This is a genomic window from Clostridia bacterium (genome assembly GCA_017410375.1).
Taxonomy (GTDB): Bacteria; Bacillota; Clostridia; order RGIG6154; family RGIG6154; genus RGIG6154.
This window is the reverse complement of the sequence record JAFQQW010000058.1, coordinates 25,239-40,260: the sequence shown is the minus strand read 5'-3', so window position 1 is coordinate 40,260 and position 15,022 is coordinate 25,239. Positions and strand designations below refer to the sequence as shown.

9 protein-coding genes are annotated in these 15,022 nt (G+C 44.9%); 6 read left to right on the top strand and 3 right to left on the bottom strand.

Features of this window, described 5'->3' with window-relative positions; translation table 11 throughout:
- Positions 1-7 precede the first annotated feature (7 nt).
- The 6 genes from IJE10_09155 to IJE10_09130 all read left to right on the top strand — a co-directional run bounded on the left by IJE10_09155 (position 8) and on the right by IJE10_09130 (position 11,916).
- Entirely contained in the window at positions 8-2,134 is a 2,127-nt protein-coding gene (locus IJE10_09155; protein MBQ2968270.1) for a family 78 glycoside hydrolase catalytic domain, read from the top strand.
- A 148-nt stretch (positions 2,135-2,282) separates the two neighbouring features.
- Positions 2,283-2,642: an endonuclease domain-containing protein gene (locus IJE10_09150; protein ID MBQ2968269.1), complete on the top strand. Its 360-nt coding sequence runs from the start codon at positions 2,283-2,285 to the stop codon at positions 2,640-2,642.
- Between the two features lie 77 nt (positions 2,643-2,719).
- Positions 2,720-4,219, top strand: coding sequence for a UDP-glucose--hexose-1-phosphate uridylyltransferase (gene galT, locus IJE10_09145; protein MBQ2968268.1), 1,500 nt, complete (start codon positions 2,720-2,722; stop codon positions 4,217-4,219).
- Positions 4,220-4,275: 56 nt separating this feature from the next.
- Positions 4,276-5,577 (top strand): hypothetical protein, encoded by a 1,302-nt coding sequence (locus tag IJE10_09140; protein MBQ2968267.1) that lies wholly within the window; start codon positions 4,276-4,278, stop codon positions 5,575-5,577.
- 17 nt (positions 5,578-5,594) lie between these two features.
- On the top strand, positions 5,595-6,707 hold the full coding sequence (locus IJE10_09135) for a class I SAM-dependent RNA methyltransferase (GenBank protein ID MBQ2968266.1): 1,113 nt from the start codon (positions 5,595-5,597) through the stop codon (positions 6,705-6,707).
- A gap of 226 nt (positions 6,708-6,933) precedes the next feature.
- A complete protein-coding gene (locus IJE10_09130) occupies positions 6,934-11,916 on the top strand; it encodes a copper amine oxidase N-terminal domain-containing protein (GenBank protein ID MBQ2968265.1) in 4,983 nt (1,660 codons plus the stop codon).
- 296 nt (positions 11,917-12,212) lie between these two features.
- On the opposite strand, the gene IJE10_09125 is transcribed toward IJE10_09130, so the two are convergent.
- From IJE10_09125 to IJE10_09115, 3 genes are all read right to left on the bottom strand, one after another.
- Positions 12,213-12,461: a hypothetical protein gene (locus tag IJE10_09125; protein MBQ2968264.1), complete on the bottom strand. Its 249-nt coding sequence runs from the start codon at positions 12,459-12,461 to the stop codon at positions 12,213-12,215.
- Positions 12,462-12,866: 405 nt separating this feature from the next.
- Entirely contained in the window at positions 12,867-13,616 is a 750-nt protein-coding gene (locus IJE10_09120; GenBank protein MBQ2968263.1) for an SIS domain-containing protein, read from the bottom strand.
- On the bottom strand, positions 13,617-14,657 hold the full coding sequence (locus IJE10_09115) for a hypothetical protein (protein ID MBQ2968262.1): 1,041 nt from the start codon (positions 14,655-14,657) through the stop codon (positions 13,617-13,619).
- Between the last annotated feature and the right edge of the window lie 365 nt (positions 14,658-15,022).

Below are 15,022 nucleotides of genomic sequence, written 5' to 3'. Positions count from 1 at the left end.
GTGTCTTATGTTAAAGGACAGTTTATGGATTGTTCCCCAAAGCAATTTTGAGGGGATTTGTCCTGAGTATTTAAAAAGCATAACGGTCAAAAAAGGTTTGCAATCTGCAAGCCTTACCTTGACATGTCTTGGGGTATATGAAGCAAAAATAAATGATGCGCGTGTGTCGGAGTATGTACTGGCACCGGGCTGTACCGATTTTATTACACGCTTGCAGTACCAGACCTATGATGTAACCCATCTTTTAAAAGCGGGAGAAAACACCCTTTCGGTACTTGTGGGCAACGGCTGGTTCAGAGGCGGCATTACCAGAAGCTATCAAAGTCAGATTCAAAGTCAGCCGTCTCTTATTGCAGAGCTTATTTTAGAGTATGAAACGGAAACCGAGCGCATCGGCACCGATTTAAGCTGGCAGGTCAAAAAGAGCAAGGTGCTTTTTTCTGATATATATGACGGTGAAATTTTTGACGCCAACTTTGAAAGTGAGCCGGAAGCAGTACAGCATGCCTGCTACAACAAGGCGATTTTAATTCCGCAAGAGGGGGAAGAAATCAAGGAGCAGGAACGTTTTAAGCCGATTGCAACCTTTGTGACCCCGAAAGGCGAAAGGGTTTTGGATTTCGGGCAGGAAATTACGGGCTATATCGGGCTTGAAACCAATGCAAAAAATGGCGAAGAAATTTCTCTTTCCTTTGCGGAGGTTTTGGATAAAGACGGCAATTTCTATACCGAAAATTACCGCGATGCAAAATGTATTTATAAATATATTTGTAAAGACGGAAAGCAAAGCTATAAGCCTAAAACGGTGTTTTATGGCTTTCGGTATGTCCGTGTGGACAGCGCGCCCGAGCAAACGAAATTTACTGCCATTGTGGTGCATTCCGAATTAAAACGCACGGGGTATATAGCAACAAGCCACGAAAAGGTAAATCAACTGTTCTCAAATATTTTGTGGGGACAAAAAGGGAACTTTTTGGACATTCCCACCGACTGTCCGCAACGCAACGAGCGATTGGGCTGGACGGGAGATGCGCAGGTATTTATCAAGACCGCGTCGTATCAGTATGATGTAAAGAAATTCTTTACCAAATGGTTAAACGATATGCAGGCTGAGCAACGAAATGACGGTGCCGTTCCCGATACCGTGCCGAATTTTGTGGTGCAGAACAAAATCAATGCCGATTTTCTGTCCCCTGCCTGGGGCGATGCGGCGGTCATTTGTCCCTGGGTTTTGTATGAGATGTACGGCGACAAAGACCTTTTGCAAAAGCATTTTCCCATGATGGAGAAATGGATTTCGTACATGGAATCCACTTCGAGGGAGCAGAATTTATGGGTCGGACACAGCGGTCACGGGGACTGGCTGGGTCTGGATAATGAAGAAGGCTCTTACAAAGGCGCAACGGATGAGGACTTGATTGCTTCGGCTTACTTAAAATACTGTGCCGATTTAGTGGCAAAATCCGCAAAGGTTTTGCAAAACGGCAAATATGATTTTTATGCCCAAAAAGCAGAGAATGTACGAAAGGCGTTTATCAAACGGTTTCCTGTCTTTAAAACCCAGACCGAATGTGTGTTGGCACTGCATTTTGATTTGACCGACCATAAAAAGCAGATTGCAGACCAATTGGCGGAAATGATAAAGCAAAACGGCAACCGCTTAACCACAGGGTTTGTGGGTACGCCCTATCTACTGTTTGCGTTAAGCGAAAACGGCTATACAGAGCTTGCGTACACGCTGTTGCTGCAGGAAAAATTCCCGTCCTGGCTGTTTTCGGTAAACCAGGGGGCAACCACCATCTGGGAGCATTGGGACAGCAAAAAAGAGGACGGCACATTCTGGAGCAAGGATATGAATTCCTTTAATCATTATGCCTACGGCTCGGTTTTAGAGTGGGTGTATGCGGTCTCTGCAGGCATTCGCGTTTCGGAAAAGGGCATCGAAATTGCACCCAAGCCTGATAAGCAGTTAGGCGATTTAAATGCAGAATTCCATTCGATGTATGGCTTGATAAAATCGGCATGGCAGTATGAGGGAGAAAGGGTACATTACGAAATCGAGATTCCCATTGACTGCTATGTGACAATAGATGGCAAAACCGAATGGAAAAAGGCAGGGAAATATAGATTTTGAGGGACGCTTGCTTTGCAAGCTACACCTCATCAGTCAACTTCGTTGACAGCTTCCCCTCAAAGGGGAAGCCTTTTGAGGTAGATGGAACTTAAAAGCCTTCCCCTTGAGGGGAAGGTGGGTTGCGGAACGCAACTCGGATGAGGTGGAAATGAACAAAACAAATAATAAAAATCTGACCGGCAACGCGAAAGCCTTGCGTAAGAACATGACCAAAGAAGAAAAGCATCTTTGGTATGATTTTCTGAAAAATTTGCCCGTTACCGTAAACCGCCAAAAGGTTATCGGTTCATATATTGTTGATTTTTACATCGCTTCTGCAAAGCTTGTGATAGAGCTTGACGGCTCTCAGCATTTTGAGCAGGCGGGCGAAAAGCGGGATGCGGAAAGAGATGCGTATTTAAGCGGGCTGGGGATTCAGGTTTTCAGATATTCCAATTTGGAATTAAACCAAAATTTTGAAGGCGTTTGCGAAGAAATTTTAAACAACTTAGAAAAAAGCAAGTCGTGAGACTTGCTTTTTTGCTTGCAATACGGAGAAAAATGTGATATACTAATTCTATTATGAATGTATGAAGGGTGAAAGAAATGATTTATCAGAATATTGACAGACTGATTTCGTACGGTTTGCTGACGGGTTTGATTGGCGAGTACGATAAAATGTATGTAAGAAACCGTCTTTTGACCAAGCTGAAATTAGACGAATACGAAGAAACGGGTGCGGTTTGCACCGATGTTTCGGAGCTGGACGAAATTTTAGACGGCATTTTGGATTATGCGGCAGAATCGGGCTTGCTTGAAAACAACAGCGTGGTATACAGAGATATTTTTGATACCGAAATTATGGATACTTTAACTCCGTATCCGTCTACGGTTATCCATACCTTTAACAGCCTTTACGAGAAATCCTCTAAGGATGCGACCGACTATTTTTATAAACTGTCCTGCGACAACAACTACATCCGTCGCGGCAGAATCAAAAAGGACGTAAAATGGACGGTGGATTCTTCCTACGGTGAGATTGAAATTACCATCAACCGCTCCAAGCCTGAAAAAGACCCCAAAGCCATCGCTGCGGCAAAGAATATGGCACAGGCTTCTTATCCCAAGTGCCAGCTTTGTGTGGAAAACGAGGGCTACGGCGGAAGAGTGAATCATCCTGCAAGACAGAACCACAGAATTATTCCCATTGAGATTCAGGGGCAGGACTGGTGCTTCCAGTATTCGCCCTATGTATACTATAACGAGCATTGCATTGTGTTTAATTCCAAGCACATCCCCATGGTGATTGACAAAAGCGTGTTCGGAAAGCTTTTGGATTTTGTGACCCGCTTTAATCACTACATCATCGGCTCTAATGCGGATTTGCCCATTGTGGGTGGCTCCATTCTTACCCACGAGCATTTCCAGGGCGGTAACCATGTGTTTGCCATGCACAGAGCCAAGAGCGAAAAGTTCTATACCGTAAAAGGCTTTGAGGACATCGAAGTAAGCCGTCTGGACTGGCCCATGTCGGTTATCCGTCTGGTGGGTACAGACAAGGAAAAAATCATTGAATTGTCCGACAAAATTCTTTGTGCCTGGAGAGGGTACACAGACGAGGATGCCTTTATCTTTGCAGAAACCGACGGCACACCCCACAACACCATTACACCTATCGCTTCTATGCGTGACGGCAAGTATACCATGGATTTGGTGCTTCGCAACAACATCACAACCGAGCAGTATCCTTTGGGTGTCTATCATCCCCACGATGAACTGCACCACATCAAAAAGGAAAATATCGGCTTGATTGAGGTTATGGGTCTTGCGGTGCTTCCGTCCCGTCTGGTGGAAGAATTAGACGCAGTGGCAGATGCCCTGATCAACGGCAAGGATTTAACCAAAGATGAAAAAACCGCTTCCCATGCAGACTGGGCAAAGGACGTGGTGCTGAAAAAGCATCCCGAATTGAATGCCGACAATGTGGATGCCATCTTAAAAGAAGAGGTGGGCAAGGTATTCGTAACTGTTTTAGAGCACGCAGGTGTGTATAAGCGCGACGAAAAGGGTAAGGCTGACTTTGATAAGTTTATGGCAACTTTATAATTGGATAAAAACTGCACCTTGGTGCAGTTTTTTATCCATGAAAAGGGTGAAAAGCAATGGAAATGTTGAAATTTGATTTAAACAAAGCGGGGCAGAAGTTTAAAATTTTGAATGCCACAAACGGTGGTCCCTGGCACAAACGACATACCGACGGACAGAATCAGAGTAATTTTGAAGCGTATAAAGCGGCAAGAATTCCTTATTCTCGTAATCACGATTCGGGGGTTGTGAGTGTATACGGCGGACCGTACAGTCACGATATCACAAAAATATTTCCTTTTTTTGATGCAGATGTGCACACACCCGAATCTTATGATTTTCCGTGTACCGATGAATCCGTTCTTGTAACTTTGGATGCAGGTACGCAAACCTTTTTCCGTCTTGGGCAGACCATTGAGCATCACGTGGTAAAACACGGTGCAAATCCGCCAAAAGATTTTCAGAAATGGGCGGAAATATGTGAACATATCATTCGCCATTACAACCAAGGATGGGCAAACGGCTTTGAACTTGGGATGGAGTATTGGGAAATCTGGAACGAGCCTGATGTAAAAGGTGGCGGTTGCTGGACAGGCACGGATGAACAGTTTTTCGACCTGTTTGAAACGGCGGCGAAACATTTGAAAAAATGTTTTCCCAACATTAAAATCGGTGGACCTGCCATTGCGTTTGATGTGGAATGGGGCGAAAGATTTTTAAAAGAAATGCAGGCAAGAGGGGTTGAATTGGATTTCTTCTCGTGGCATTGTTATTGCACCGAACCAAATAAAATGATGGCAAGGGCAACGCAAGTGCGTGAAATGATGAATCACTACGGTTACGGCAATGCTGAAAGCATTTTAAATGAATGGAATTATGTTAAGGGTTGGACCGACGAATATATTTATTCCATTCAGACTATGCACGGTATTAAAGGCGCAACCTTTACCATGGCTTGTATTTCGGAGGCGCAAAAAAATGACGGCATTGATATGTTGATGTATTATGACACAAGACCAAGCGTGTTTTGCGGTGCTTTTGATTTTTACACCACACTTCCGTTGAAAGGGTATTATCCTCTTTACTGGTATGGTATGTTTTATGATTTAACTGTCGAAATCAGATGCGAAAATCAGCCTGAAAAAATATATACCTTGTGCGGAAAAGATGAACAGGGCAAAGTGATGTGTATCGTAACCTATTATGATGACCACGACGAAAATGCACCATCAAAAGAGGTTAACATTGACTTTGGAAAAGAAGGAAAGTATGAAATATATCTGCTTGATGCCGAACACGACGGCACCTTTGCAGAGATTACCGATAACCTTACCTTTAAAATGGATGTGTGCAGCAGCATTCTGATAAAGGAAGTGTAAGACAGGAGGGGGAACAGATGTTTGAATATGTTGTGCCGGTGCTGTTTGGCATGGAGGCGATTTGTGCGAAGGAGATTCGCAATTTAGGATACGAAACCACCGCTGTGGAAGACGGCAGGGTGGTGTTTCGGGGCGACAAAAATGCGGCGGCACGGGTCAACATCGGACTTCGGACGGGCGAGCGGGTGCTTTTGAAATTAAAAACCTTTAAGGCGCTGTCCTTTACCGAGCTTTTTGACAAGTGTCATGCCATCAACTGGGAAGATTTTATCCCGAAGGATGCAAAATTCCCCGTAAAAGGCTCTTCGTTAAAATCACAACTGCATTCTGTGCCCGATTGTCAGAAAATCATCAAAAAAAGTGTGGTGGAACGGTTAAAAAAGGGACACCGCACCGAGGATTTGTCCGAAACGGGCACGGTGCATCAGATTGTGTTCCGCATTTTTAAAGATGAGGTAGACCTGATGCTGGACACCTCGGGACCGGGCTTACATAAAAGAGGCTATCGCCTTTTGCACAACGAGGCACCCTTAAGAGAGACTATGGCGGCGGCAATGGTGATTTTAAGCCGTTTTAAATATGACGGTGTGTTTGCAGACCCGTTTTGCGGGTCGGGGACAATTCCCATTGAGGCAGGACTGATTGCCAAAAACATTGCACCGGGTCTTTTCAGACGATTCGGGGCGGAGCATATGCCCTTTTTCGGGGAAGACATGTTTAAAACTGCAAGGGGAGAGGCAAAGGATTTGATGCGCCCGTCCAAGCTTAAAATTGTGGCGAGCGATATTTTGGATTCTGCGGTAGAGCTTACCGCAGGCAACTGCGCAAAAGCGCATGTTTCGGATTTGGTGACCGTAACCAGACGGGACGTAAAAAACTTCAATCATGCAGAGGCAGGCGGTTATATCGTTTGCAATCCACCCTATGGCGAGCGTCTTTCGGACAAGGAAACCTGCCGGGAAATTGCCCGGAATATGGGCGCGGTATACGAGCGGCTGAATGACTGGAAAATGTTTGTTTTAACCCCCTTAGAGGATTTTGAAAAATGCTTCGGCACGCCTGCCGACAAAAAGCGAAAGCTGTATAACGGCATGATTAAATGCGATTTGTATCAATATTTTAAAAAATGAGGTATAGTCTAAAAAAAATCGGGGCAAACTTTAAGTACCTCACACAAAAACACATATCTTTGTTTTGCACCCCTCTGCGGGTGCTTCTTTTTTGAAAAAACAACATTTTGCTATTTTTGCGCAACATATTGCTATTGACAGCAATTTAAAGGGTAGTGTATAATAGTTTTATACAATAGGTGTAGTTTTTACATCACCTGTAAAAAGTAAGAAAGGATGAAGAAGTATGAGTAAAAAACTGACTTCGTTGTTTGTTGTGCTTTGCATGCTGGCATCCATGCTTGCATTCGTGCCTGCAACCGTTAGCGCGGCAGACAACATCACGGTTATTTTAAACGGTGAAAAGCTGGAATTTGATGTACAGCCCATCTTAATGAATGACCGTACCATGGTACCTATGCGTGCCATTTTTGAAGCACTGGACACAACCGTGTACTGGAGCGAATTGAACGAAACCGTTACGGCATACAGCAATACCTCCGGCTCGATGGTATTGCCCATTGGTGACACCACCGCAACCGTAAACGGTGAAGCGTATGAATTAGACCAGCCTGCTGTATTAAAAGACGGCAGAACTTTGGTTCCCATTCGCTTTGTATCCGAATCCTTAGGTGCGAAGGTAGGCTGGGATGACAAGACCCAGACCGTTACCATTGACCGCGTTTTAGATCAGGAATCCGCCGAATCCTTTACCCGTTACTATTCGGTATCCGACTGCTATGATTTGGGTGTTTGGTCTGTAGACGGCGACGGCATCATTAAGGGCAGAACCACCACAAAAGACGGTGAAACCTTAGAAATCGGTGCAACCGACGGAGATGCAGAGCTTTTGATTGACATTCCCTTTGACGGCAAATACAAAATCTGGGGTCTTTCCAAGGACTATAAGACCAACCAGCCCGGTACCCGCTTTTTCCACATTGCGGTAGACGGTCAGCGTTCGCCCACAAAGTTTGGTGCACACGGTAAGGAAGGCTTTTCCTTTGACGAGGTTGGCGTGTATGAGCTGACCAAAGGCGCACACAAGATTTCCTTCCAGGATACTTCAAGATTCTTTGCCCGTGCGGCAGGTGTTATGGTGAGTCCTGACTTAAACTTTGTGCCTTCCGATACAGGATATATGGATTATTATCAGGAAAGCTCTAAAGTCGGTGCGATTATTCCCGGTAACTATCCCCAGTGGGCAAAGGGCGAAATCGAAGACGTTGCTTCCGAAACCATCGGCAACGACAAGATTAAAATTGAATTCTATCAGGGTACCACAAACCGTGGCTCTGTTATCCAGAACCGTATTTTAATCAACAAAAACGGCAATTGGATTGAAGTAAAGGGCAGAAACGAGGATTTGGGTGTACTGGCAGTTCGTGCAAACGACGCACCGCTTTCCACTACCAGACCGCCCGTTGCATCCCTTTCCGAAACACCCTGGCACAGATTTACCTCTACCTTTGATACCCATGACGGTGAACTGACCTTAAGCGGTCACAAGAATTTCTACAAATCAGGTACCTCTGAGTGGTTAATTCCCACCACCATGCAGAAGCTGGATGACCAGACCGTTGTTTTGGGTCTGTCTAACGCAAATGTAGATGCAACCCTTACATATACTTATAACGATGTAACCTATGAACCCAAAGTTACCTTTAATGCAACCATCAAGACTCCCGGCTCGTATTCGTTTGCACACTTTACCGGTTCTGATTTTAAAGACGGTACCTATGACCGTGTAACCGCACCCTTGATGTACACCAAGGATTTTGTGCCCGAAGACGATGCGGTACTGGCAGAATACATGATGTTTACACCTATGGTAACCTTTACCTTCGGTGAAGGCGAGAACGCAATCACCAAGGGTATTGCAGTTGACCCGCTGTTTGTCCGTCAGGACATTGCAACCCCCGGCAGATCCGATTACGGTATCTTGTTCCGTGCCCCCAACGGCAATGTAAGAGGTCAGATTATTGCGCCGCTTCAGGGCTCTGAAGGCTCTGTTTTCGAAGCAGGCGATGTACATACCTTCGGTTACCGCTTGATTTACAACGGCGATGACTGGTATGACAACTACAAGCATGTGGCACAGGACATCTTTAACTGCGTTGACCTGCGTCATAATGTATATCATTCCTTGAACGAAGCCATCTACAACTGTACCGACCTGATTATGGACGATACCTACGGCGGTTGGGATGACAAGGATATGGCATTTTATAACATGGAAGCGAAAATGGTTACCACCCAGTCCAACGTTGTGGAATTGATGCAGAGATACATGCTCACCGACAACGAAGAAATTTTGGAAGAACGCGGTATTCCGTCCATCGCTTACATGATTTCCAGAGGCGGTATGCACTTTAAGCGTGTGGAAGGCTCTAACTCCTACACTTCTGTTACCCCCGTGCCCCTGAATGGCTTTAACGGCGGTTTCGGACCTTCCTCCTACCTTGCGCTTTACCGTATGTCCCAGGGCAGAACGCCGTTCCTGATGAACCATGCGGTATCTAAGCTTGGCGCAGGCAATAACCTTTCTGCGGTTACCGGCTACACCGCAATGAACGATATGTTCCCCGGTCAGTATGAAGAAGAAATCAAGGCAGCAACCGACAAATATATTGACAGCACCTTGAAAGAAGGCACAACCTTCTATACCAAGCCCTACGGCGGATTTATCTACTCCAATGATGTGCCGATGCTGCAGTCGTTCATTTCTGCGTACGAAGCAACAGGCGAACAGAAATACTTAGATGCGGCAGAAGAAGTGGGTCAGCTGATTATGATGGCGCTCTGGACCACAGGCTATCAGAATGATTATGCGACCACCGACTACACCGTAACCCCCGAAAAATTCTATTCCAGACCCATGGCAAACGATAAAGCAACCTGGTTCTTCCATAAGGACGGTACCCAGTGGCGTATCGGTAACCCGGTTGGCGTAAATAAGCCGGTATTTGATGCCGAAAATCCGAGTGAAAAGCTGATTGAAACCGAAACAGGCCCCGGTTGGGTACCTGCAAGAGCAGGTATGTCCACCGAGCACACCATGACACCTTCAAACGGTAATGCCATCATCATGAACATGTGGGCAGGTACCGGTTTAAGACTTGGTGAATATACAGGCGATGATTTCTTCATCACCCAGGCAAGAAATGCCATGATTGGTCGATTCGGAAACTATTCGGGTTACTATTACGAAAGATATTCGTTCCATGACAAGAAGGCAAACTATCCCATCGACGGTCCTGACTCCAACCTGATTTACTGGCATCATATTCCGGTATTCTTGGGGCTCATGGAAGACTTCTTAATCAATGACATCTGGCAGAAATCCGGCGGAAAGGTAGAATTCCCCACCGCTGTAAACCAAGGTTATGCATACTTTGTAACCAACCAGTACGGTTTTGATTCGGGTAAATTCTATGATGAAGACGGTATGTGGATGTGGTTAGACCGCGGTATTGTAGAGCCCGATTCTCCGGACGTTGACTACTTACCTGCGAAAAAGGACGGCGTTTTAGGCGTTGCATTTGTAAACGAAGGCGCAGATACCTTAACCACCACCATTACTTTGGGTGACAAGATTCCGAACGCTTCTTCGTATAGCGAAACCGCAACCCTTTACGATAAGGAAGGCAACAAGTCCACCGTTGAAATCGTTGACGGTAAGTTTACCTTAACCATTCCTGCAAAGGGCATTCAGTCTGTGGTATTGCACCCGGATGTAAAGGTGCCGTCTTATGTAAGAGAATATACACCTTCCCAGTCTATCGGCAACACCGTTGCACAGTTTGACGGCGGTAAGGCATATCTCATGCAGTTTAACGACAATAACTACTATGCATACATCTATTCGACCAAGATGGCAAAGGATGTAAAGGATGTGACCTTTACCTATACGGTTGACGGTAAGACCGAAAGCAGAAAGATTGATGTATATCCCTTCGAAACCATCGTTAAGGTGGATAATCCCAAGGCTGACTTTAATTTCAGCGTTAAGGCAACCGACCATTCCGGCAAAGAAATTGATTTGGGCGAAGGTACTTTAAGCCCCATCAAGGCAAGCGAGCAGAAGGCATATAAAAAAGGCGATAAGGTTGAGGCATTAAAGTCCGGCTTAAAGCCCTTTGAAAACTTTACCGCTTCCATTCACGGTATGGGCTGCGGCAACAACCTTTTGCGCTTTGTAACAAGACTTGAGGGCGCTCCCTGGGAAAAGATTACCCCGAACATGCTTGCAGGCTTGCAGATTAAAGGCATTATGACCGATAAGGCGACCGGACAAAAGGTGCTTTTAGAGAGTGTTATTACGGCTAACGAAGTGCGTGATGACGGTACGTTTGTGCTTTGCGTTGAACCCACCGAGGCTGTTCCGTATCAGGATTACAGACTGATTGCAACACTTCCTTGTGACATGGTGATTCTCTCGCCCGACAAGGATTTTGAAGATGTGAAATTAAACGCAAGCGGTAAGTTTGACAGCGATGCTGCCCAGCAGGGCGCAGCACCCGGCAGCAAGCTTCCCGAATTCAAGAGCTTCAGCATTCCTTACAGCACCCAGGGCGTAAGCAGTGAAAGCCTCCGTTTTGTAACACCGCTTGACAAATATCCCTTTGCACTGGCTGAGGATATGTTAAAGGGTCTTAAGATTAAAATTAAAATGAAGAGCGTAGACAATGGTGACGAACAGGAATTTGTGGGCACCATCATGAAGAACGAAATGCGTGAAACCGCAACCGTTCTGCAGCTTGACCCCGTTAACGGCTTAAAGGCAATTGACTACGATAATGACAAGGCAAAGACGCACAAGTTTACCTTAACCATTATTGCGCCCGGTGAGGATGCAGGTGCGGTAGAAGCACCCGAAGTTACTTTGCCGCCTGCAACCTCTGATGCAACACTTCCTGCTGACTTTAAGACCTTTACGGTTAAGCCCACCAACGCAGGTGAGGGTACAGGCTTACGCCTGGTTTGCAACAGAAAGGATTTCCCCTTTGAGGTGGCACCCGGCATGCTCAAAGGTCTGGAGATTGAAATTGCTTACAAGGATTTAAACGGTGATGAACAGAAAATTACCGCAAAAATCGACAACAATGAGGACAGAAGCAATTCGGAACAGTTGCTGTTGCTGGTAGATTGCAAAACAATCACCGAAGCCTATAACTCCGATGCAGACTGGTCGAAATTTAAGCCTACAATAACCATTAAAGGCAAATAAACATAAAAGGGAATGTAAAAAAAGTCCGGATCGCAAAAACGCGAGTATAAAGACAAACGAAGTTCCTACAAGCTTACAAGAAAGGCACAAAATGAAGAAAACACGCAAATTTTTTGCGTGTTTTCTTTTGATTGATGCGTTTTTGCTATAAACGAATCAAACCCGCAATATACCTTTGTATAATTGCGGGCATACCCCTTTGGGGTTCGATTCGTTCATTCCAAACATTTTTTCCTATTCCCCAAAAAAGGGCTGTAATAAATTTACAGCCCTTTTTAACGGCAGAAGCATCTGCTTTAATCTAATGTTAACTGATATTTTTGGATTAGCTTTAAGATTTTTTCCACCTTTGTGCTGTCATCTAACTTTTCGCTATGTATGATTTTTTCCAATGTCTTAAAAAATTTATCAAAGGAGTTGTTCAGAACTTCCTCGAAATCCATACGCATCATAGTGTTCTGCACATAGTCTTCTATATAGTATTTAATCATGCGCATTCGTACATCTTTGAAAAAATCCTCTCTGTCAGTGAATTGCCCGGACATATCATTTTCCTCCTTGAATTAAAAAAAGTGCACAACGAAGTGTGCACCCAAAAAACGCAGAGCTCCAACTTCGTTACGTGCGACCAAACACAAAATATCCTTCCATATGAGAGATACAACAGAAGCAGAGGTACGCTTTTTACAGATAGCATATCTCTCTTGGAAGTAAATATTCATTTGTGTTTGGTCGTATTTATTTTACCATATCTTTTTGCAAATAGCAACCTTTATCTTTAAAATTTATTTAAAGTGCTATTTTGAATCTGTTGCTTACCCCTTCTTAAATTAAAAAAAGTGCACAAAATACTATTTTTTAATATACTTTTGCTTTGTAACACAAGATTTTACGGAATTTTTTATTAAAGTAAAAAAAGGAACTCTGTTTAACACAGAGTTCCTTTTTGATTATAACATTTTGATTCTGGGTTTATATTTTTCAAGATAGCCTGCGTTCTTTTCGTCACCGCCGGGGGTGTTGGCGCTGTTCCACACGGGCGGTGTGATGCCACGTTCTACGCACTGGCGTACTGTTTCGATTTCCAATAAATGTGCGATATAAAAATCCACAATGTTGGAAATGGGCGCGATGGGGGTATCAAGACCCGGCACGTTAACCACCGCATCGCCTACGGGATTGAAATCGTCAATGCAAACGTCTGCATAATCAAAGAGGTTTGTCTTATTGGGATGACGGATAAAATGGTCAGCCGGCATTTCGTCCTGCCAGTAAGAGGATGAAACCGCAATGATTTTTGCACCCTGCTTTTTGGCTTCCATAGCCGCATCAATGGTGGCAGGGTTGATGCCGATGTTGTGGAAAATAATTAAGACATCGTCTTTTTTTAAGTCATAATACTTCATGATAGAGCTGCCGTAGTTTACGGTGCGCTCTAATTCTAAGTATTTTAAAGCCTGATTGAATACCGAAAGGCCTGTTTCCATAACGGGGTTGATGCAAGAAAGCCCACCTGCACGGAAAAACATTTCACCCACCGGCAATGTGGTGTGACCGCCACCGCCGTACACATGAATTAAACGGTCCTCTGCAATGGCATCTGCCATCAGCTTGCCTGCCGCCTTGATAGTTTCTTCCTGGGTGGCATTGACCTGTTCTAAATTTTTAAGTATAGATTCATAATAACCAAAATCCTGCATTTATTTGTCCTCCTTTTTCAAAACGCGCTTATAGTTTCTGCCGATGTTGTCCCAAAGCTCTAAAGCATCCTTTGCGGCAACCGATGTGCCGTAGCCGCCTCTGTATGTCCAGGTTGCCAGGCGGTCAACGCCTAATTCTTCGTACATATCAACCACTTTGTCAATCTGACTAAAATCGGCAGGGCGGTTGTTGTAGCCCATCAGCCAGCGCTCGGACTGCTTGCCGTACTTTTTCGCCATGGCAACGGTGCGCTCGGTGATTTCACGGAAAAAGCTTTCGGGCAGGGTCCAGTTGATGATGGTGGTGGAGAATACGTCAAAATACGGACAGCTTGCCACCATATCCCAGTTGTCATAGCCCCGAAGCTCGGTTACATAATACGAGTTCAGGGTTGCGTGTACACAGCAGGTGATTTCCAAATTCGGATTGTATTCCTTTAAAGCCTTGGAAACATCTGTTAAGGTGTAAAGCGCTTCTCTCCATCTGAACTGCTTTACGTCATCGTTCATGAATTTGGGCATTTCATAGCCGTAGTAGTCCTCAAACTTTTTCATACATTCGGGACATCTGCAAGCCCAGTCATCTCCGGCACCGCCTGTGATGGAAGCGTAAGCCTTAGGATATGCGTAGTGGGGTTCGTCCCAGAAAAAGCCGTCCACTTCGGTGTTTTTGGCAAGCTTTAAGCAAATGCCTTTGAAATAGTCCCGGAACGAATTGGTATTAAAGCAAGCGGCGTTTAACACTTCGCCTGTGTATGCCGAAACCTGACGGTGATGAATGTTGTTCTGTAAGAACAAGCTTACCTGCTCACCGCCGAAATATTTGCCGATACCCCAGGGGTCTGCGATAACTCGAAGTCCTAATTCATGTGCTTTTTTTACAATGTTATTGATGTTGGGAAACCAGAAATCCATGTCAAATTCGGTGATTGCCAGGATAACGGTGTCCACACCGTGTTCAAGCATTTCTTTAAAATCTGCTTCGGCATGCTCTACGTAATTGATGCCGTAATAGCTGATACCTGTGTGTTTGATTGCCATCTTAAAACTCTCCTTTATTTTTGTGTCGCAACACGACCGTTTGTCTCGTTGTGTTTTGGCAAACCCAACTTCGTTTTTCGGTCGGTTGCTCCTTTTTCGTGAAAAGTTTTCTTCGAAATACTTTTCACGAGGGGCGAGCGAAGCTCGCTTTATCTCTCCCTCAGACAAACCTGCGGTTTGCCAGCTCCCTCGTCAGAGGGAGCCTTTTTGTCATCACTCCGTGGTCGCAATTATTATACCATAAGTGCAAGCCGTAGTCGGCTTGCTTCATCACTCCGTGGTACAATAATTGCATAAATGTAAAACACGAAGTGTTTTTTCTTTGGTCGCAATTATTATACCATAAGTGCAAGCCGTAGTCGGCT